The following is a 19,534-nucleotide window of genomic DNA, read 5'->3' as shown; positions in this document are numbered from 1 at the left end:
CACCCGCTACGACAAACGAGCCACCCACTACCAGGCCATGGTCACCCTCGCCTGCCTACAACTCTGGCTCCCATGACTTTGCGGACACCCCCTAGGGCCTGTCTTCAAAGTCCCGTCGTTCGCCCGTAGGGCGGGCCTCGCGGCGTCTGGTGCACTTCACTCGCTGCGCTCGCTTCGTCTCGGCTCCTCGAAAGAGCCACTGGATGCCGAGCGCGATCGCAAGGCGGAGGGTCGTCCCGGTACTGGGTGTACCGGGATGATCCCGACAACGCGGCATGGGGGTCCCCCCGCGCCGTTCAGGCGTGGGGGAGTGCGTGCCAGGCGTCGCGAGGCAGGCGGGACTTTGAAGACAGGCCCTAGCGGGCCGCGGAAGGCGCCGGGGCGGTGTCGGCTCAGCGCAGCAGCCAGGACAGATACCAGTCCCGGAAGCCGGGGCCGGGCCGGAGATGGTCCCAGGTCATGTCGTCGAACCAGATCTGACCGGCGGACGGCCCGGTGACGACGAGCCGGACGAACTCCCCGCACCCCGCCTCCGCGATGACCAGCGACCCCGCCACCCGCGCGCGCTCCGCCTCCTCGTCGAACCGCTCGGCCGGATTGCCCCGCCACTCCGCGGAGAGCGGGAAGGGCGCCGCCAGAAAGCCCGGACGCCGGTCCTGTTCCCGCAGATCGTCGACGGCGTCGTCACTGTCGACGGGGAGGGGGGCGTCGAGCGGCAGCAGTCCGTAGTGGGGGCCGGCTCCGGAGCCACCGATCCGGGTGAGGAACGTGCGGTAGGAGTCGGGCAGCCGGATGGCGTACCGCTCCTCGAAGGCGCGGACTGCCGCCTCCGGCAGGGGCGGGGTGAGCCGGTAGCGGTGTTCCTCGGAGCCGAAGCGCTTGCCTTCCGGGTCCCGCCGCGCCAGTTCGTCGAGCCGGGCCCGTACGGCAGCCGCATCCCAGACCGGTGCCGGTTCTGCCGAGGGGGCGTTTCGCTTCATGGCGGGCATTCTCCCTCCCCCGCCCGCTGAAGTCCGGACAGGCTCCGTCCCCGTCGGCTGCCGGTGTTTACTTCGGCGTCCAGATCACCCCCTCGTGCGGGGCCAGAACAGGGCGGGCGCCGCGCGTGGCCTTCGTGGCGAGCGTCGACAGGGACCGTCCTCCGTATCGGCCGGCGAGAAGCTGGTCGACGGGGACCGGGTGATCCGTCAAGTTGAGGGTGATCAGCAGCATCATCGCGTTGGGCGCCTGGGCCCGGCCGACCCGGGAGGCGACCCTCGGGTCGTCATGGCTGCCCATGACCCAGGTCGGCACCGCCTCGTCAGGGAGCGCGCGGAGGACGTCGCGGACGAGATCCGCGGTGGCGCGGGCCTGCCAAGGAGACCGGAGCAGGCCGAAGTTGAGGGGGAGGTGCATTTCGTCGAGGATTGTCCCGCAGGGCGGGGTCCTTGGCGGGGAGTGGGGCGCAGTCCACCCGGAATCCGTCGACGCCACGGTCGAGCCAGAAATGCGCCACATCGAACATGGCGTCCTTGACGGCCGGGTTGCGCCAATTCAGATCCGGCATGGTGGAAAGAAAGGAGTGCAGATAGTACTGACCGCTGCCGGCGTCCCATGTCCAGGCGGATTCGCCGAACAGGGTGATCCAGTTGTTGGGCAGGCCCACCACCGGGTACGGGGTCGCGCCATACATACCAGTCGCGCCGGTGACTGTCCGGCCCGGACCTCGATTCCTGGAACCAAGGGTGTGCGGCGGCGGTGTGATTGGGCACGTAGCCGATCAGCACCCGCAATCCGTGGCCATGGGCGGTGTCGGGAAGCGCGTCGAAGTCCGCCATCTCGCCGAAGAGGGAATCTACCGCGGTGTGATCCCGGATGTCGTAGCCGAAATCCTCCATGGGGGAGGAGAAAAACGGCGACAGCCACAGAGCGTCGACGCCGAGCCGGGCGAGATAGGGAATCCGGTGGCCGATACCGCGCAGATCGCCCACGCCGTCGCCGTCGGTGTCGAGGAAACTCCGCGGGTAGACGTGGTAGATCACCGCGTCCTGCCACCAGGACCGCGTCGTGCGGGGTGCGCCCCGCTCACGGTCAGAAGGATCCGGTCTCGCAGCGCCGGACCCAGTCGGTCGCGGCGATCGCGTACGACGGATCGGGGCTCAGCCGGTCCTCCCGGCGGCATGCCTCCACGTACTTGATGGCGTGCGGGTCCTCGGTCGCCAGAGCGCGTTCGGCGAGCGTGACGTAGTCCTGGACCGGCTCCTCGGGGTGGTGCTCGCGCCGTCCCGTGCCGTAGGCGCTGCGGATGGCCGCCGAGAAGCGGACCGCGGCAACGACGCTGGGCCAGTGGAGTTCGGCGGGCAGGCTCGGCAGCACGAGGCGGACCGCGGCGGGGGTGGTGAGGGCGTGCACGAAGGCCATCGGGGTCTTGTGGTCGTCGGTGAGGTAGCTCCCGGCGGCGGCCCTGGTGAGCCGGCTGAGCGCCCGGTCGGCGTCGTCCTCGGGGAGCAGGGAGTCCACGGCCGGCGCGAAGTCCGGTTCGAGCCACACCGTTTCGAGCCGGATCCGGAAGATCATGCCCATGCCCTGGTCGCTGCGCAGCTTGGGGACCGCCTCCCACGCCTGCGCCAGATCCCGTCGACGTGGCGTGGACGGTTCCTCGGGGAGCTCCTGGTAGCGGGCGGCCCAGTAACCGAGCCCACGGGCGAGCTCCTCGATGCGCCAGGGGCCGGCGGATTCCTTCAGCATCCGCACCGCGTGCCCGGTGCGGATGACGCCATGGCCGCCCCCCGCGGCGAAGCCCGGCAGCAGCCGGGGCCACCAGCGGGCGAGCACATCGGTCCAGGCGGCGCCGTCCAGTTCCCGCCGGAAGAATGCGTTCCAGTCCCCGAGGAGCCGCATATTGCCCAGGGCCGGGCGCCAGTTGTCGTGGGTGATCTCTTGGAATCGTCCGTAGGTGTCCTCGTAGAGCACCTTCCGGTACGAGCTCACCCAGGCCCCGATCGCCGCGGTGTGCCCGAGCTGTCCCAGGGCCTCCGCCGCCATGGGGCCGTGATTGCTCACCCCGGGACCGAACTCGGGGCCGGAGTTGCTGAGGTACTTCAGTGCGCCGTCCAGGTCGTTCACTGTGCCCCCTAGATCGATTCCTCTTCATGGAAGGACGCGGCGGGCTGTTCAGCAATATGACCCCGCCATATTGGCCGGATTCCAGGGTGGGTGGGAGATGTGTCGTCCGGGTGGGTGCGGCGTGGGTGCGCGGATTTCGACAGGGGCGCACCCCGTGGTGCGGGCGAGCCGGCACGGAATTGTACAGGCGGGGACGGTGCGGGCGGCGGGCCGGTTCATTGGATCTTGGCGCGAATCAGGTGCTGCTTTTCGTCGGCACAAACCAGTGAAATCAAGACAGTTGGCCAATCGCCGTTGACGTGGTCATGTGCCAAAAACTAGTGTCCTGCTTCGGCCCGGAATGGGCCATCATTTCTTCGCTGGTCGATTCTGATTTCTTTTTCGTTGGCGTGAGTCTCGCCGGCTGGTCATTCGGCGTTATCGCCCACCATTCGCTGTGGTGCCATACCTCCGCACGGGCGCACCGGCATGCCCCCTTGCGGTCGGATACGTAACGACGAGGAGACTGCATGATCAAGCACACGTCGCCGATCAGTGGAATCGACGCACACGGCGACCTGGTGGTGACCGCCGGCTATGACAACCGGGTAATTCTCTGGAATGCGGTCACCCATACCGCCATCACCGAGGCACGCCACGACCACCTCGCCAACCAGTGCCGGTTCTCCGCGTCCGGCCGGATCGTGGTGACGTCGAGCAGCGACTATTCCGCCCGTTTATGGTCCGTGCCCGATCTGCGTCTCATCTCGGTGCTCACGGATCAGAAGGACGATGTGGAGATGACCGTGATCTCCCCCGATGAAACCCGGGTGGCCACGGCGTCCCGCGATCACCTCGCCCGCATCTACGACCTGGACGGCCGGCTGATCCACCGGCTGGAAGGGCATGAGGCGGACGTCCTGTCCGTCGAATGGGTGCGGAACGGCACCGAGTTGGTGACCACCAGCGACGACGGAACGGTACGCCGCTGGGACAGCGCCGACGGCACCCTGCTGCGCACCATCGACCTCGGGGACGTCGAAACGGACACCGTCGCCGTCCTGGGCGTGGACAGCTTCGCGCTCGGCAACGACGAGGGCGAGCTGATCCTGATCGACCCGTCGGGGACGCGGCGCCACCGGGTGCACGACGCCGGCATCAAACGGCTCGCGTACGACGCCGAGGGCGGCATTCTGCTCAGCTCCAGCTATGACCGCACCGTACGGCTGTGGCGCCTGGACCAGGGCGGGGACCCGGCCCATCTGCTGACGAGCGAGGTGCCGGCCGACGTCTGGCTGCGCTCCTGCGCCAAACTGAGCGCCACCCGCTGGGTCTTCGGCACCTTCGGATCGAGTTACGCGGTCTTCGACCGGGACGGCGGGACCTGGGACCTGACCGCCGTCGAGCCCACACCGGGACTGAACGCGGTCACGAGCACCCCCACGGGACGGTTCACGGTGGGCGACAGCGGCACGGTCCGCCGGGACGACGCGGTGGTGGCCGAACTCGGCAGCTGCTGCAACTTCGTCACCGCGGTCGTGGGCACCGTCGTCAGCGGCGGCCAGCTCGGCGCCCTCTACGACGCGACCACCGGCACCCTGCTGTACCAGCACCGCTCCCCGCTCAACTGCGCCGCCGTCCACACCACTTCGGACGGCGAGACGCTCATCGTCGGCACCTACACCGGCGAGGCCCTGATCCTGCGGGACGGGGACGGCACCGGACTGAAGCTGGTCGATGTGCGGCGCATCCAGGAGAACGCCGTCAAGGGGGTCGCCGTCCAGGGCGAGGTGCTCTTCAGCGTGTGCGCCACCGGCGCCGCGAGGTGGCACGCCCTGCCGGACCTGAAACTCCTGGCCGCGAAGGAAGCGGCACACGCCCGCATAGCCAACGCCGCGGACGCCCTGCCGGACGGCCGCTTCGTCAGCGTGGGCCGCGATCTGACGCTCCGGATCTGGACCGCGGCCGGTGAGGAAGAGGCCGTGGTGACGACCCCGCACCGCAACAGCATCAAGTGCGTCGCCGTCGACCCGCACACCGGACTGATCGCGACGGGCGGCTACCACGGACGGGTCGCCGTCCATGACCCCGCGGCCGGCACCTGGGTGTGCGACGAACGGCCCACGACCGCCGGGATCTCGGCACTGGCCCCGGCCGGCTCCCCGGGCCGGTTCCTGGCCTCCTCCTACGACGGCCGGGTCTACGGCATCGAGGCGGCCGCCGCCGCGCCGTCCGTCCGGAACCGGTAGGGGCCGCCCGATGACGACATCCGATGAGGCGGTGGTGGTCCGCCTCGCGAGCGCCCCGGTCCCGGTCGGCGCCACCCTGATGCAGCTGACCGTCTTCGGGCAGGTCGGCGCGGACGGCCGGGAGACGGAAGAAGTGGTCACCCTGCGGACCCTGGCACCACGCAGCGAATCCGCCGCCCCGCCGCTCGTGCGTATCCACAGTGCCTGCTTCACCGGCGATGTCCTCGGCTCCGAGAAGTGCGACTGCGGGCCCCAGCTCTCCGCGGCGCTGGCCGCCATCGTCCGGTCGTACAACGGTGTGCTCGTCTATATGCTCCGGCAGGAAGGGCGGGGCATCGGGCTGGCGAACAAGATCCGTGCCTATGCGCTCCAGTCGGTGGGGCACGACACCATCAGCGCCAATCTCGCCCTCGGCTTCCCGGCGGAGAGCCGGGACTTCCGGATGGCCGCGGACTGCCTGCGGCACCTGGGCATCACCCGGGTACGGCTGATGACGAACAACCCGGAGAAGGTCGCCCAGCTCGCCGCGCAGGGGACGGTGGTCGAGGACCGGGTCCCGCTCGGCGGCTTCCGCACCCCGTTCAACGAGGCGTATCTGGAAGTCAAGGACCGGTTGATGGGCCATCTCGACGCGCTGGGCACGGCACAGCAGGTCACCGGCCTGCGGGCGGCGCTCCCGGGGCAGGTGCCGCAGTGACCCCGCACGGTTCCGGGGCCGGCCGGGCCTTCTCCGACGGCGAGCGGACCGCGATGCGCCGGGCGGTGACGCTGGCCCGGCGCGGGCTCGGCACGGTGGCACCCAACCCGGTCGTCGGGGCGGTGATCCTCGACGCCAACGGCCGGACGGCGGGGGAGGGGTGGCACCGGAAGGCCGGCGGACCGCACGCCGAGGTCCACGCACTGCGCGCCGCGGGCCCCCGCGCCGAGGGCGGCACCGCCCTGGTCACCCTCGAACCGTGCAGCCGGCAGGGCCGCACGGGCCCCTGCACCCAGGCACTGCTCCAGGCGGGCATCCGCCGGGTGATCTACGCCGTGCCCGACCCCACCCTCTCCGGTGAGGGCGCCACGGCACTGCGCCGCTCCGGAGCCGACGTGCGCTCCGGGCTCCTCGCGGAGCAGGCCACGGAGGCCAACCACGCCTGGCTGACCGCCGTGGTCACCCGGCGGCCGCATGTCACCCTCAAACTCGCCACCACCCTCGACGGACGGATCGCCGCCCGCGACGGATCCAGCCGCTGGATCACCGGCCCGCCCGCCCGCCGCGACACCCACCGGCTGCGGGCCCGGGTCGACGCGATCGCCGTCGGCAGCGGCACCGTCCTGGCCGACGACCCCGCCCTCACCGCACGCACCGCCGCCGGCCGCCCGGGTGCCCGGCAGCCGGTCCGGGTGGTCTTCGACCGCCGGCTGCGCACCCCTGCCCGCTCCCGGCTGGCCTCCGACGGCGCAGCCCCCACCTGGATCCTCACCACCCGCCCCGCGGCGGACCCGTCACCCGGGTCGGCCGAACCGGTCACCATCGGCCCCGGCCCGCGCTATCTCACCGAAGCCCTGCACGCGCTGTACGACCGGGGCATCCGGTCGCTGCTGGTCGAGGGCGGGGCCACGCTGGCCGGTGCCCTCCTCGGCGAGGGGCTGGTGGACCGGGTGATCTGGTACAGCGCGCCCCGGCTGCTCGGCCAGGACGGCGCCCCCGCGGTCCGCGGCCTCGAAGTCCCTTCCCTGGCCGGGGCCCCGGGCTTCCGCGTCCTCGGCGTGCGCCGGGTCGGCGAGGACGTCCGCACCGTACTGGAGCCGGATCCCGTCCGCAGGAAGTAGGAGCGACATGTCCCACATCGTGCACAGGAACCTGGTCGACGCCGATATCAACGCCCTGACCGACCGGGCGGCGATGGGGCTGCCGGAAGGCTATGTGGAACCGAGGGCCGAGCGCCTGGAGGATTTCCCGCGTCTGGCCGGCCGCCCGGCCGAGCAACTCGCCGCCCTGGTCGAGGATCCGTCCCTCACCCTCGAACGCCGCCTGGCCGCGGGCACCGCACTGGCGCTCACGGGCGACCCGCGGACCCGCTGGGACGCCCCGGTCATGCTGCCCGTCCCCGCGGGCCGGGCGCAGATCGGCACACCCGAGAGCGCGGTCGACGCCCTGCACGCCGACTCCGCCCGGTTCGGGGTGCAGCGGTCCTGGGTGGCGAAGGAGTGCCCACGGCACACGGTCGGGATCGCGGCCTTCCGCCTCGCCAAGTACCCGGTCACCAACGCCGAGTTCGCGGTCTTCCTCAAGGACACCGGCCATGCCGGGCTGCCGAGCAACTGGAACTACGGACGCTACGACCCCGCCGCCGCCAACCACCCCGTCTACACGGTCACCGCGGAGGCCGCCGACTGGTACGCGGACTGGCTGAGCCGGCGGACCGGCCGCCGCTTCCGGCTGCCGACCGAGCAGGAATGGGAGTACGCCGCGGGCGGGCCGGACGGGCTGCGGCACCCCTGGGGTGACACCTGGGACGCCGCCGCGGCCAACACGCTGGAGACGGGCCTGCTCATGAGCAGCCCGGTCGGGGCCTTCCCCGCCGGCCGGTCGTGGTGCGGGGCCCTGGATCTGGCCGGCAACGTCGAGGAGTACACCAGCAGCACCTACGAGCCCTACCCGGGAGGGGAAGTGGTGCGGGACGACCTGTATCTGCGGCTCGGTGCCTACCGCATCGCCCGGGGCGGGGCCTTCAACCGGTTCCGGGACCTCGCCCGGTGCCAGCGCCGGCACGGCCCCTACCCGCGTTCGCTGTACGCGATGGGGTTCCGGCTGGCCGAGGACGTCCCGATGTCCGAGGAGGGCTGACGCGCGGTGCGCATCGTCCATGTCCACTGGACCGGCCTACCGGTCACCGGCGGTGTAGAGACCCATCTGCGGGCGGTCGTCGGCCAGCTCGGCGCCCTGCCGTGCGAGGTCCTGGCCGTCGTCGGCACCCCGCGGTCACCGGACTGCGACTACGACCCGGCCCTCGACATCGAGGTCCCCTTCGACCCGGCCGCTGTCGCCGCGCTCGCCGAGCGGTGCCGGAGCGCGGACGTCGTGCACTGGCACAACCCGCAGTGGCACAAACCCGATGTCGTGACCGCCCTCGTGGCGCGGCTGCGGGAGTGCCGCTGGCCCGGCCGCTTCGTCTTCGATCTGCACAACATCGACGAACGGCCGGAGCGGTGGGAGTTCCTCGCCACGCTCCCCGGCCCGCTCGTCGTGCACTCCGAGTTCGTGGCCGGCGAGGTCCGTCGCCGACTGCCCGCGGCCGAGGTCAGCACGCTGCCCCTGGCACTGCCGCTGCTCGAAGCCCCCTTCCGGCTCCCCGGCGGGGGTGGCACCACCGTGCTGCAACCCAGCCGGATGACCCGGTGGAAGGGCTCCCACCTGAGCCTTGCGGCGTCCCTGACGCTGCTGGACGAAGGCGCCGATCTGCACTTCGTGCACGCGGGAACCCAGCACCTCATCTGGCCGCCCGGCATCCCCGAGTCCCTGCTGGAACGGGCCGCGGTCTGGCAGGAGAAGGGGCGGGTGCACTTCACCCACTACCGGCCCGAGCAGAGCTGGGCCGCGATCCGCGCCAGCGACCTCGTCATCCACCCGACCATCGACCGCGGCGCCCACGGCGAGCCGTTCTCGCTGTCCGTCGCCCAGGCCGTCATCTGCGGCCGCCGCATCATCGCCAGCGACTCCGGCAACCTGCCGCTGCTGCTGGCCGATTACTCGGCCGCCACCCTCGTCCCCGCGGGCGATGTCCGGGCCCTGACCGAGGCGCTCCGGGAAGCGGTGGACCGGCCGGCCGTCGCACCGACCACCGCTGACCGCGCCCTGGCCCAGCACCTCCGGGACGGTTTCGCCACCGCCGGCCGGCACCACCTGGCCTTCTACCGGACCCTCGCCGGCCCGGCGTGACGGACCGGTCGCCCGCACCCCGGCCGGCGCCATGTACCGCCGGCCTGCCGCCGTTTCCCCGACCCACCCACCAGGGAGCCCCGCATGCCCACCCCGATCATCCTGGACTGCGACCCCGGCCATGACGACGCGATGGCCATCCTGCTCGCCGTCGGCGACCCCCGCGTGGAGCTGAAGGCCGTGACCACCAGCGCGGGCAACCAGACCGTGGCGAAGACCGCGCTCAACGCCCGGCGGATGTGCGCCCTCGCCAAGGCTTTTGACGTCCCCGTCGCCGCCGGATACCCCAAGCCGCTCACCGGCATGCTGCTGATCGGCGACGATGTGCACGGCGAAACCGGCCTGGACGGCTGGGACTTCCCCGACCCCGAGGTACCGCTGCACTCCGCGCACGCCGTGGACCTGATCCACGGCATCCTGTCCGACAGCCCGGAACCCGTCACCCTGGTGGTCACCGGCCCGCAGACGAATATCGCCGGACTCCTCGCCCTGCACCCGGAGGACAAGACGAAGATCAAGGAGATCGTCTGCATGGGAGGGGCCACCCACCGCGGCAACACCCTGCCCTACTCCGAGTACAACATCCTGGTCGACCCCGAGGCCGCCCACGAAGTACTCGCCACCGGCGTCCCCCTCACCTACTGCGGCCTCAACGTCACCCACCAGGCCCCGGTCACCCGTGAGGTGCTGGACCGGATCCTCGATGTCGGCACCCACATCAGCGAGGTGTCCGCGGCCCTCCTCGCCTTCCGTTCCCGCACCTACGACCAGATCTGGGATCTGCCCGACGCGCCGCTGCACGACCCCGTCGCCATCGCCCGGGTGCTCGACCCGAGCCTGGTGGACTGCGTCGAGGCCCCCGTCTCGATCGAATTGCGTGGCGAGTTCACCCGTGGCGCGACCGTGATCGACCTCTACGGTGTGACGGGGAGAGCCCCCAATGCCCTGGTGGCGACGCATCTGGACACCGAGCGGTTCTGGGACGTGTTCCTGAAGGCGCTCGCCGCCCTGGGCTGACCAGTCGACCTACGGAGGCTGACCGACCGTGCCCGCTTCTCCCGTACCGACTCCGGGTGCCCGCTTACTCACGGCCTTGGCCGGGGCACAGCTGCTGGTGGCGCTCGACTTCTCCATCATCTACGTCGCGCTCCCCGACATCGGGGGAAGCCTGCACTTCTCCGCGGTCGCCCTTCAGTGGATCGTCAGCGCCTACGCCATCTTCTTCGCCGGATTCCTGCTGCTGGGCGGGCAGTTGGCCGATGTCTTCGGACCCGGCCGGGTCTTCCTCACCGCCCAGCTGCTCTTCGCCGCGTCCTCGGTCGGCGCCGCGCTCTCGTCGTCCGCGGCCCCCCTGATCGCGGCGCGCGTCGGGCAGGGGGTGGCGGCCGCCCTGCTGGTGCCGGCGACGCTGGGGCTGCTCAGCTCCGCCTACCCGTCGGGGCCGGCCCGGGACCGGGCGGTGAGCGTGTGGGGGACCACGGGCGCGGTCGGACTCGCCCTCGGTGTCACGGCCGGGGGAGGCATCCTCGAAGTGGCCTCCTGGCAGTGGATCTTCTGGATCAACCTCCCCATCGTGGCGGTCTGTCTGCTCGCCGCCGGACGTGCGGTCCGTGCCACCACACACACCGAGCGGGCCCCGCTCGCCACCGCGGTCACCCTCTCCGCCTGTGCCGCGGTCGTCGCCGTCGTCCTGGCCTGCACCGAACTCTCCCGCGCCCGCCCCTCCCTGCCCGTCGTCGCCGCGGCGCTGGTGGTGGCGGTGCTCGCCGGCGGGGTCCTCGTCCGCGGCCGGCGCCGGCCGCTGGTGCCCCGCGCCCTGCTGGGCGTACGGGCCCTCCAAGTGGCCTGCCTGGTCGCGGCGTTGTACATGGCGAGCTTCGGCGCCGAGTTCTACCTCGTCACCCTGTACCTCCAGAACGTACGGGGCTACAGCGCGCTCGCCGCCGGCATGGCCTTCCTGCCGCTCGCCGGGACCATCGTGGTGGGAAACACGGTCGCCGGACGGCTGGCCGGCCGCCTGCCGCTGGGGCGGCTGCTGTCCCTCGCCTACCTCACCGGAGCGGCCGGACTGGTGGTGCTCGCGCTGGCCGCCGGCACCCGGGGCGGATACCTGGCGGGCATCCTGCCGGGGCTGCTGCTCAGCGGCTTCGGCCAGGGCATGGCGTTCACCGGCATGTTCATCACCGGCACCCGCGACCTCCCGCCGGAGAGCAACGGCACCGGGAGCGCCCTGGTCACCACGGCGCAGTACCTCGGCGGCTCCCTCGGCCTGGCGCTGCTGGTCCTCCTCCACGGGGAGCATCCGGTGGCCGGAGACTTCGTGTGGACCTTCTGCGCCACCGCGGTCATCGCCGCGGCCGCCGCGCCGGCGGCGCTGCTCCGCCTGCCGCGCACCGGGCCCACGCCCGCCCCCGTCTCCCCGCACGACCCCTCTTTCGAGCCACGGACCGGAGGTCATCGATGAACACCGCTCGCTTGCTCGACAGGCCAGGACTCCCGCCGGAGGCCCGGCGTACGGTGGACGACTTCGAGAAGGAACACGACACCTACTTCAGCCACTTGGTCCACTTCGGCCCCGAGCTGCTGGAGTCGCTGCACACCCCGGGGCCGCTGCCGGAGAACATCTCCGTCGCGTCCGCCGTCCGTCCCGATGTGACCGAGCGGATGGCCACCGTCACGGCCGTCGCCAACCTCCCCCACCAGCAGGACGCCGACCGCACCCGCTACCTCCAGGCGCTGCTCGACATCTACGGCATGCTGCCCGTCCCGCCGGCCCGGCGTGCCTCCGCATGGGGAACGACCGTCATAGCGCCGGAACGCGAAGGCCGCATCCTCGCCGAACGGCTCGGTGTCATGCCCCAGCGCCAGGGCTGGACGCCCCAGGCCAAGCGGATGCCGGTGGGCGGCGGACTCCTCGTCGGGGTGGACGAATGGCTGCCCTCACAGGCCGACCGGCTGGTGATCATTGACGGTGTGGTGGCCAGCGGGGTGACCCTCATGGCCCTGATGCAGCTGACGGTCCGGCCCGGTGCCGACGTCGAGATCTTCACCTGCCACTCCACCCGCCAGGGCGCGCTCGCCCTGGCCCGCTACGCCGAGCAGCTCCAGGTGTCGCTGACCCTGCACGTCGGACAGGTGTCGGGCGCGCTGAACGGGAAGTTCTACGCGGTGCGGCCGGACGCCCCCGATCAGGTCGTGCTGGGCGATGTCGGGGACACCATCAGCCCGGTGGCGCCCGCCTCCCCGCCCCGGGGGACCCCGGCGTGACCACTCCGGACAGCCCGGGGCGCGGCCCGGAACTGCTCCGGCGCGACGCCCCGGCCGGGCCCGGAGCCGTCGACCGGTACTTCTCCCTGAGCGCCCGCGGCTCGACCTGGCGCCGTGAGATCGTCGCCGGGATATCGACGTTCCTGGCGCTCTCCTACATCGTGGTCGTCAACCCGGCGATCCTCGCCCAGGGAGGCATCCCGCACTCCGCCGCCTTCTTCGCGACGGCGGCGGTCGGCGGCCTCGCCACCATGGCCATGGGGCTGTGGGCCCGGCTCCCGTTCGCGGTGGCACCGGGCATGGAGATGAACGCGATGGTGGCGTTCTCCGTGGTCGGCACCCTCGCCTACACCTGGCCCCAGGCGCTGGGCATGGTGTTCTGGTCCGGAGTGGCGATGCTGGCGGTGTCGCTGCTGCGGCTGCGCGCGGCGGTGATCAACGCCATCCCGCCGGAGCTGCGTTCGGCCCTCGCCGCCGCGGTCGGCGCGTTCATCGGCCTGGTGGGGCTGCAGATCGCACACCTCGTGCGCACCACCGACGGGCGGCTGTCCGGCCTGGGCGACTGGACCGGACCACCCGCCGTGGCGCTGTACCTCGGCCTCGCGGTCGCCCTGGTCCTGGACCGGCTCGGCGCACGGGCCGCGGCCGTCCTGGGCGGCATCGCGGCCGCCGCGCTGTACTGCGCCGTCGCGGGCCTCCGTGCCGGCGCGGTCCACGACGGCGTCCACGGAAGCGGCGCGGCGCTCTTCCGCTTCGACCTCACGGTCCTCACCGATCCCCGGGCATGGAGCGTCATTCTGGTGCTGTTCGCACTCGACTTCTTCGGCAGCATCGCGAAGGTGGTGGGCCTCTCGGCGCACACCCCGTTGCAGGACGCCAAGGGGCGGGTACCCGGGATGCGTGCGGCGCTGCTGGTCGACGCCGGGGCCACCGTCGCCGGGTCCGCCGTGGGATCGTCCAGCTTCGTGGCGTTCGTGGAGAGCGCGGTCGGGATCCGCGCCGGTGCCCGGACCGGGATCGCGGCGGTCGTCACCGGACTGCTGCTGTTCTCCTGCCTGTTCCTCGGCCCGGTCCTGGTCCATGTCCCGGTGGAGGCCACCACGGGCGCCCTGGTCTTCGTGGCGGTCAAGATGCTGACCACCCGCCGGCCGGGCGGCACCGACCGCCTGGGCCTGACCGTCACGGTGACCGCCGTGGCCGTCACCGTCGCCACCCTCGCCATCGACCAGGCGATGGCCGCCGCCTTCGTGGTGAGCGTGGCCGCGAGCATCATCGGCCGCCGCCGGCCGCCTCCCGCGCTATGGGTGACGACGTTATTGCTCATGGCCGGCGTCGTTCTGCAATACCTCCACCGCTGAACGGCGCGTCCCCCCAACCCCCTCCAAGGAGCCTGCCATGCCGCACGACGAGGACCTCCCCCTGCTCGCCGAGGCCGTCCGGCAGCCCGACGGCACCCCCGAACGGCTGCGCCGCCAGATCGAGTTCATCATGGAGGTCGACCGCCTCAAGAACGTCTTCCGGCGCAGTCCGCTGCTGAGCGCGGACCGCAAGGAGAACGACGCCGAGCACTCCTGGCACCTCGCACTGATGACCCTGGTGCTCACGGAATACGCGGACGAACCCCTCGACACCAGCAAGGTGCTCGCCCTGGTCGTCGTGCACGACCTGGTGGAGATCTACGCCGGAGACACCTTCCTGTACGACACCGTGGCCGCCGCGGACCAGGAGGAGAGGGAACAGCGGGCGGCGGACAAGCTCTTCGCGCTGCTGCCCGACGACCAGCGCGAGCATTTCCGGGCCCTGTGGGACGAGTTCGAGGCCCGGGCCACCCCCGAGGCACGTTTCGCCAAGGCCATGGACCGGCTCCAGCCGCTGCTGCTCAACTACGGCAACCACGGCGGGACCTGGCGCACCCCGGGCGTCACGGAGGACGACGTGCTCGCCCGCAAGTCCGTGATCAAGGACGCCTCCGCCGACCTCTGGCGCTACGCCCAGGACCTGATCCACACCGGAGCCGGCAACGGCTGGGTGCCCCGCACCGACTCCCGTTCCTGACGCTCAGCGGTCGGCGCCGCCGGGACCGGCCCGGCGGCCGCACCGCCTCAGTGCCCGTACGTCCGATGGCACAGCCGCAGCAGATCCCCGCGGACCCGGCCGGCCGCCATCCGGCACACCACACCGGGATCGATCGTCGGGCGGGGCCGCGGCGGCCGCCGGTGCGTGCGCGGCGGCGCCGCCACGTGATGCCGCTTCCCCGGCACCGTGCGCACCGGCACCGGACGCGGCCTCGACGCCACCGAACGAGCGGGCCGCGGCACCGGCCGCCCCACGGGACGCCGTTCCGCTCGGTGCCCCGGCGCGGTGTGCCGCGGGGCGGCGTGCCCCTTCCGTGACGCCGCGGGCCGCTTCGCCTTCCGCCGTGCGGACGCCACATCCACCAGCCGCTCCCGCGACGACCCCTGGGTGGGCAGCACCAGCGGCGAGGGCCGGGCCGGGGCGACCGTGCGTCCGCCCGACGAGGGGCCGGGGTCGTGCGGGGAGCCGTCGGCGGGAAGGGACACACAGCCGCCGACCGCGAGGAGAACGGCCGTCGCTGCGACGAGGCGAAGGAGGAGTGGGCGCACGCCTTCACGGTGTCGGAGGCCCGTGAGCTGTCCAAACGACGCGCCGGGCGGCCACGCGGACGAAGGACACATACGAACTCCCGTGGCAGTCCCGAGCCGAGGACGGCGGCGGCCGCACGCGGGGGTGCGGCCGGTCCCGCCCCGTCGAGCCCGTGACGACGCGGTCGCTCACATGGGCAGCGACCGCAGCCGCACCGGCCCCACCGGCCACCGCGCCCCCTCGCGCAGCGGCACCCACATGCTCCGCAGCGGCATGACCGCGGTGGTGTCCTCGGGCTGCTCGACCTCCACCTCCTCATGGAGCTGCTGCCAGCCGAACCGCTCGTACAGCGGGAGGAGATGTGGCATACAGAAGAGAAGGCCGTAATCCGGTCCCACCGTGCGGGCGTGCTCCAGAGCGGCGGTCATGACGACCCGCGCCAGTCCCTGCCCTCTCAGGCCGGGAGCGACGACCACCCCGCCGACGCCGACCGCCCGGGTTTCCACGGAGCCGATCGACAGCGGAACCGTCACCAGACCGGTGTGCGCCACGAGACGGCCGTCCCGTTCGATGCCGAAGTGCTCCTCCTTGCCCCGCCAGGTCAGCCCGGTCCAGGAGACCCCGAAGGCGTCCTCGCCGTCCCCGACGATCTCGCTCAGTTCCGTCCGCGTGAACCGCGTCAGCCGGACCACGGCCGCCGACGCGGAAGGCAGGTTCGCTGTCATTCCTCGATCTTGCTGCCCCCACCGACCGTTGGCAACGCCGTTCCCGCACGCACCGACCCGATGCCCTGGGCCGTGGCACCTACAGCCCGAGGTCCGGCCCGAACACCTCATGGTGGATCGCCGCGGACGGTACGCCGGAGTCCAGCAGTTGGGCCCGTACCGCCTTCATGAACGGCACCGGCCCGCACAGATACGCCGTGGTCCCGGCCGGAAGGGCGAGCTGCCTCAGATCCATCAGCCCGGAGCGCACGGTCACCGCGTCCACCGCGCCGCCCGTCTCCCACCCCGCGCCTTTCCCCTCGATCCCGGCCCCCTCCTCGTACCAGAGTTCCGCCGTCGCGTCGGCGAGCTTGCCGGTGAGCCGGTGCAGATCCGTACGGAACGGGTGCGTGGCGGGGGAGCGGTCAGCGTGCGCGGTGATGATCCGGCGCCGGGAGCCGGTGGCGGCGAGGTGCGCGAGCATGCCGATCATCGGGGTGCAGCCGATACCCGCCGAGGCGAAGAGCAGCGGCCCGTCACCGTCGTCGGACAGCACCACATCGCCGAACGGCGGGCTCACGTACAGGGTCTCCCCGCCGTGCACCCGCGTGTGCAGATACTCGGACACCTCGCCCGCGGGGGCGCCGGACGGGCCGTCCGCCGCCACCCGCTTCACGGAGATCTGTAGCCCGCCGTCCGGCTGCCCGGACAGGCTGTACTGCCGTATCTGCCGTGCACCGTCCGGGAGTTGGACCTGCACAGAGACGTACTGGCCGGGCCGGGACGCCGGTATGGGAGCGCCGTCGGCAGGCCGCAGGAGGAAGGTGGCCACCTCATCGGTCTCCTGCACCCGGCCGGCCACCCGGTAGGGCCGCCATACCGCGCCGTCCCGTACGCCCGCCTCCCGCAGGAGCCGCTTCTCGACGGCGATCAGGGCATGGGCCATCAGCCAGTACACCTCGTCCCAGGCCCGTACGACCTCGTCGGTCACCGCCTCGCCCAGCACCTCGGCGAGGGCCGCGAAGAGGTGCTCCCGCACGACCGGGTACTGGTCCTCGCGCACTCCGAGGGAGGCGTGCTTGTGCGCGATCCGCGCGAGCATGGCGTCCGGCCGGCGGTCCGGGTGGTCGAGGAGATGGTGCGCGAAGGTGGCGATGGACCCGGCGAGGGCCTGCCGCTGACTGCCGTTGGCCTGGTTGCCGCGGTTGAAGAGATCGCGCAGCAGCTCGGGGTGGGCGGCGAAGAGCTTCTCGTAGAAGAGCGTCGTGATCTCGTCGATGGCTCCGCTCACGGCGGGGAGGGTGGCACGTACGGTCTCGGCGGACTTCGGCGACAGCATGGGTAACTCCGGACTCTCGAAGGTGGGGGAGAAGTAAAGTCGCATCTTGGATGCGTATTTCCAGCCGTGAAAAAGGCGGCGTACGGGGCGGGTTGATCCGAGGGCGCGCCGCCGGGCAGCCGGGCGGCGCGCTCAGTCCGTGGGTGGGTCGGTCCGTGGACGGATCAGTCCGAGGGCGGATCAGTCCGAGGGTGGGGCGGGCGTCAGGCTGATCAGCAGCGGCCCGGTCGGCGATTCGACCAGGTCGGCGACGGAGAGCGGATCGAGCGAGGCGTAGAACGCTTCCTGCGCCGCCCGCAGCGCCCCGCGCAGCCGGCACCCGCCACGCAGCGGACACGGCGGATCGTCCTCGCACCCCACGACGTCATCGGTCCCCTCCAGCTCACGCACCAGCCGCCCGAGCGACCCCGTACGCCCCGCCGTCGTCAGCGCCAGCCCACCACCTCGCCCGCGCCGCGCTTCGACGGCGCCGAGATGCTGAAGCTTGCTGACCACCTTGGCGGCATGGGTGTACGGCACCTGGACGGCGCTCGCCACCTCCCGGGTGGTGGGCGCATCGCCCGCGTCGCCGAGCACCGCCAGGCGCATGGCGATGCGGAGGGCGATGTCGGTGCTTTTGGTGAGTCGCACGGCAGCACTCTATAGAAGTGGCATCCAAGATGCCAATTAAAGCCCCGGGGGAGGGTGGCTCGTGGCCCCCGCCGCCCCCCTCAGTTCCCCCCGCCGGCCTGTTGCTGGAGGTGGGCGGCGACGTCGGCCACGTCGTTGGCGATGGTCAGGACGCCGGTGATGTCGGCGGTGGGGGTGGCGGCGCCGTTCACGCCGGCGAAGAAGACGTCGAAGTGGCCCTTACGGGTCTCCAGATAGCCGGCCGTGGTTTCGGCGCCCACGGCCAGCCGGTCGTTGAGGAGGTCGCCGCCCGCCGCGGTGCCGGTCTTGGCGAAGACCTTGCCCCGTGACGGGCAGCTGCGGCAGGAGTCCGCCAGGGTGCCGTCGACGCCCAGGATCGGCAGCGAGGTGCGGAAGCGCCGGGCCTCGGGGGTGCGCTGCCAGTACGTCAGGATCTGTGCCATGGCACGCGGGGTGGTCCGGTCGGCGGGGTTGCCGCCGCGGCCGTCGGCGAGTTGTACGGCCTTGCGGTCCACCTGGGCACGGTCCAGGAATGTGGCGAGGACGGGGAAGCCGTCGTCGCAGTTGGTGCTTCCCGTGCTCGTCGCCATCAGGCAGATCCCCAGATTCGCCCCGAGGTTGTGGCTCACCTTGAGGATGAGCTTGGCGTACTGGGCGTACACGGGGGAGGTGTAGCGGGCCACGGTGGGGGCGCCCTCATAGGAGCGCGGCAGTCGGCGGACGGGGTTGCGGCCCACGGCCTTCGCGCGGACCTCGACACCGGCCCGCTGTAGTGCCTCGATCAGGGCGGTGCGGCCGAAGGCGTTCGGGTCCTTGACGGCGGACACCCGGAGGACGGGGGCCGAGTCGGCGGCGATGGTGCCGGACAGCTGGATGCGGGTGCCGTCGGGGGAGCTGCGCACGTTGATGTCGGAGGGTTTGCCTGCCGCGACCGTGCGGACGGAGGACGTGACGTGGTAGGGCGCGACCTTCGGGCGCCACTCCAGACCGGCGGGGGTGCCTGCCTCGGCGCCGGGGGTGGTGAGCAGATCGATGACGTTGTCATTGACGATCAGCGGGGTGGGGACCGGATCGAGGCCGGGGTCCGGTGTGAACAGCCGGGCGTCGACGACCACATCGCCGTCGACCCGGCGGATCCCCGTCCGCCGTACCTGCCGGGCCAGCTGGTCGATACCGGCCAGCGGGTTCTCCGGAGTGAGGGTGGCTCCCGGGACGTCGTTGGCGTAGGTGTGGTCGATGGTGGTGTACGCGACCGTGCCGTCCTTGCGGGTTCTGCCGCCGAGGGTCAGATCGCCCTGCGCCACCAGGTCCAGATCGCCCTTGAGCGTCGCGTTCCGGCGCTGTCCGACGGCGTGGACCGGCGTGACGAAGCGGTGGTCGCCGCCCAGGGTGTGCCAGGTCCCGCTGACGCTGAACAGCTTGGCCGCCGAACCGGGGATGAAGAACTGGTCGGCGTAGCGGGAGTGGGTCACCTTGCCGGTCCGCGGGTCCTGTTGGAACAGGCCCCACTGGGCATGCCGGTAGTCCGGCTTCCGCATGACCGAGGCGATCCGCGGATCGAGCGCGCGGGGCGTGGCGGACGGCGCCGCCTGGACCAGGCCGGTGATGACGACGCCGACGGCCAGCAGTACGCACAGGGCGCCGAAGGTACGCCGTCGGGCCGACCGCGTGGGGACGGAGGGGGACATACAGACTCCACCAATGGTGTTGTTCTGCCGCATATCTGCCG

18 protein-coding genes and 1 pseudogene are annotated in these 19,534 nt (G+C 71.9%); 10 read left to right on the top strand and 9 right to left on the bottom strand.

Features of this window, described 5'->3' with window-relative positions; genetic code table 11:
* Nucleotides 1–392 precede the first annotated feature (392 nt).
* The 4 genes and pseudogenes from ACFWJW_RS05210 to ACFWJW_RS05195 all read right to left on the bottom strand — a co-directional run bounded on the left by ACFWJW_RS05210 (nt 393) and on the right by ACFWJW_RS05195 (nt 3,105).
* Nucleotides 393–980 (bottom strand): SMI1/KNR4 family protein, encoded by a 588-nt coding sequence (locus ACFWJW_RS05210; protein ID WP_387235089.1) that lies wholly within the window; start codon nt 978–980, stop codon nt 393–395.
* A 67-nt stretch (nt 981–1,047) separates the two neighbouring features.
* Complete coding sequence (locus tag ACFWJW_RS05205) at nt 1,048–1,395, bottom strand: alpha-amylase family glycosyl hydrolase (RefSeq protein WP_387235086.1); 348 nt, start codon at nt 1,393–1,395, stop codon at nt 1,048–1,050.
* A pseudogene (locus tag ACFWJW_RS05200) lies at nt 1,301–1,970 on the bottom strand (alpha-amylase family glycosyl hydrolase). Before ACFWJW_RS05200 ends, ACFWJW_RS05205 begins: the two are co-directional and overlap by 95 nt.
* Nucleotides 1,971–2,070: 100 nt before the next feature.
* A complete protein-coding gene (locus ACFWJW_RS05195; RefSeq protein ID WP_387235083.1) occupies nt 2,071–3,105 on the bottom strand; it encodes a questin oxidase family protein in 1,035 nt (344 codons plus the stop codon).
* Between the two features lie 509 nt (nt 3,106–3,614).
* Here ACFWJW_RS05195 and ACFWJW_RS05190 point away from each other — a divergent pair.
* From ACFWJW_RS05190 to ACFWJW_RS05145, 10 genes are all read left to right on the top strand, one after another.
* Nucleotides 3,615–5,333 (top strand): WD40 repeat domain-containing protein, encoded by a 1,719-nt coding sequence (locus tag ACFWJW_RS05190; protein ID WP_387235080.1) that lies wholly within the window; start codon nt 3,615–3,617, stop codon nt 5,331–5,333.
* Between the two features lie 10 nt (nt 5,334–5,343).
* Nucleotides 5,344–6,030, top strand: a complete 687-nt coding sequence (gene ribA, locus ACFWJW_RS05185) for a GTP cyclohydrolase II RibA (RefSeq protein WP_387235077.1) — start codon at nt 5,344–5,346, stop codon at nt 6,028–6,030.
* Nucleotides 6,031–6,083: 53 nt separating this feature from the next.
* On the top strand, nt 6,084–7,151 hold the full coding sequence (gene ribD / locus ACFWJW_RS05180) for a bifunctional diaminohydroxyphosphoribosylaminopyrimidine deaminase/5-amino-6-(5-phosphoribosylamino)uracil reductase RibD (protein WP_387235141.1): 1,068 nt from the start codon (nt 6,084–6,086) through the stop codon (nt 7,149–7,151).
* 7 nt (nt 7,152–7,158) lie between these two features.
* The gene (locus tag ACFWJW_RS05175) at nt 7,159–8,169 is read left to right on the top strand and encodes a formylglycine-generating enzyme family protein (protein ID WP_387235074.1); all 1,011 of its coding nucleotides are present in this window, start codon (nt 7,159–7,161) and stop codon (nt 8,167–8,169) included.
* Nucleotides 8,170–8,175: 6 nt separating this feature from the next.
* Nucleotides 8,176–9,261 (top strand): glycosyltransferase family 4 protein, encoded by a 1,086-nt coding sequence (locus tag ACFWJW_RS05170; protein WP_387235072.1) that lies wholly within the window; start codon nt 8,176–8,178, stop codon nt 9,259–9,261.
* A gap of 84 nt (nt 9,262–9,345) precedes the next feature.
* The gene (locus tag ACFWJW_RS05165; protein WP_387235069.1) at nt 9,346–10,278 is read left to right on the top strand and encodes a nucleoside hydrolase; all 933 of its coding nucleotides are present in this window, start codon (nt 9,346–9,348) and stop codon (nt 10,276–10,278) included.
* A 76-nt stretch (nt 10,279–10,354) separates the two neighbouring features.
* Nucleotides 10,355–11,725 (top strand): MFS transporter, encoded by a 1,371-nt coding sequence (locus ACFWJW_RS05160; RefSeq protein WP_387235066.1) that lies wholly within the window; start codon nt 10,355–10,357, stop codon nt 11,723–11,725.
* Entirely contained in the window at nt 11,722–12,528 is an 807-nt protein-coding gene (locus tag ACFWJW_RS05155) for a hypothetical protein (RefSeq protein ID WP_387235063.1), read from the top strand. Before ACFWJW_RS05160 ends, ACFWJW_RS05155 begins: the two co-directional genes overlap by 4 nt.
* Complete coding sequence (locus ACFWJW_RS05150; protein WP_387235060.1) at nt 12,525–13,886, top strand: NCS2 family permease; 1,362 nt, start codon at nt 12,525–12,527, stop codon at nt 13,884–13,886. The genes ACFWJW_RS05155 and ACFWJW_RS05150 overlap by 4 nt, the downstream gene beginning before the upstream one ends.
* 37 nt (nt 13,887–13,923) lie before the next feature.
* A complete protein-coding gene (locus ACFWJW_RS05145; protein ID WP_387235057.1) occupies nt 13,924–14,583 on the top strand; it encodes an HD family hydrolase in 660 nt (219 codons plus the stop codon).
* 47 nt (nt 14,584–14,630) lie between these two features.
* On the opposite strand, the gene ACFWJW_RS05140 is transcribed toward ACFWJW_RS05145, so the two are convergent.
* The 5 genes from ACFWJW_RS05140 to dacB form a co-directional block, all read right to left on the bottom strand.
* On the bottom strand, nt 14,631–15,152 hold the full coding sequence (locus tag ACFWJW_RS05140; protein ID WP_387235054.1) for a hypothetical protein: 522 nt from the start codon (nt 15,150–15,152) through the stop codon (nt 14,631–14,633).
* A 168-nt stretch (nt 15,153–15,320) separates the two neighbouring features.
* Nucleotides 15,321–15,857, bottom strand: coding sequence for a GNAT family N-acetyltransferase (locus ACFWJW_RS05135; RefSeq protein ID WP_387235052.1), 537 nt, complete (start codon nt 15,855–15,857; stop codon nt 15,321–15,323).
* A gap of 79 nt (nt 15,858–15,936) precedes the next feature.
* Nucleotides 15,937–17,175, bottom strand: coding sequence for a globin domain-containing protein (locus tag ACFWJW_RS05130; RefSeq protein ID WP_387235138.1), 1,239 nt, complete (start codon nt 17,173–17,175; stop codon nt 15,937–15,939).
* Nucleotides 17,176–17,355: 180 nt separating this feature from the next.
* A complete protein-coding gene (locus ACFWJW_RS05125; protein WP_387235049.1) occupies nt 17,356–17,805 on the bottom strand; it encodes an RrF2 family transcriptional regulator in 450 nt (149 codons plus the stop codon).
* Between the two features lie 80 nt (nt 17,806–17,885).
* The gene (dacB, locus tag ACFWJW_RS05120; RefSeq protein ID WP_387235046.1) at nt 17,886–19,493 is read right to left on the bottom strand and encodes a D-alanyl-D-alanine carboxypeptidase/D-alanyl-D-alanine-endopeptidase; all 1,608 of its coding nucleotides are present in this window, start codon (nt 19,491–19,493) and stop codon (nt 17,886–17,888) included.
* Between the last annotated feature and the right edge of the window lie 41 nt (nt 19,494–19,534).

The sequence above is a fragment of the Streptomyces sp. NPDC127097 genome (assembly GCF_042724075.1).
GTDB lineage: Bacteria > Actinomycetota > Actinomycetes > Streptomycetales > Streptomycetaceae > Streptomyces.
The sequence above is the reverse complement of the archived record's forward strand: the minus strand, read 5'-3'. Positions and strand labels throughout refer to the sequence as shown.

Coding starts and splice junctions, on each gene's coding strand:
- ACFWJW_RS05145 (WP_387235057.1), top strand. CDS start 13,924: ATGCCGCACGACGAGGACCTCCCCCTGCTCGCCGAGGCCGTCCGGCAG.
- ACFWJW_RS05155 (WP_387235063.1), top strand. CDS start 11,722: ATGAACACCGCTCGCTTGCTCGACAGGCCAGGACTCCCGCCGGAGGCC.
- ACFWJW_RS05210 (WP_387235089.1), bottom strand. CDS start 980: ATGAAGCGAAACGCCCCCTCGGCAGAACCGGCACCGGTCTGGGATGCG.
- ACFWJW_RS05135 (WP_387235052.1), bottom strand. CDS start 15,857: ATGACAGCGAACCTGCCTTCCGCGTCGGCGGCCGTGGTCCGGCTGACG.
- ribD (WP_387235141.1), top strand. CDS start 6,084: ATGCGCCGGGCGGTGACGCTGGCCCGGCGCGGGCTCGGCACGGTGGCA.
- ACFWJW_RS05175 (WP_387235074.1), top strand. CDS start 7,159: ATGTCCCACATCGTGCACAGGAACCTGGTCGACGCCGATATCAACGCC.
- ACFWJW_RS05205 (WP_387235086.1), bottom strand. CDS start 1,395: ATGCACCTCCCCCTCAACTTCGGCCTGCTCCGGTCTCCTTGGCAGGCC.
- ACFWJW_RS05165 (WP_387235069.1), top strand. CDS start 9,346: ATGCCCACCCCGATCATCCTGGACTGCGACCCCGGCCATGACGACGCG.
- ribA (WP_387235077.1), top strand. CDS start 5,344: ATGACGACATCCGATGAGGCGGTGGTGGTCCGCCTCGCGAGCGCCCCG.
- ACFWJW_RS05190 (WP_387235080.1), top strand. CDS start 3,615: ATGATCAAGCACACGTCGCCGATCAGTGGAATCGACGCACACGGCGAC.
- ACFWJW_RS05130 (WP_387235138.1), bottom strand. CDS start 17,175: ATGCTGTCGCCGAAGTCCGCCGAGACCGTACGTGCCACCCTCCCCGCC.
- dacB (WP_387235046.1), bottom strand. CDS start 19,493: ATGTCCCCCTCCGTCCCCACGCGGTCGGCCCGACGGCGTACCTTCGGC.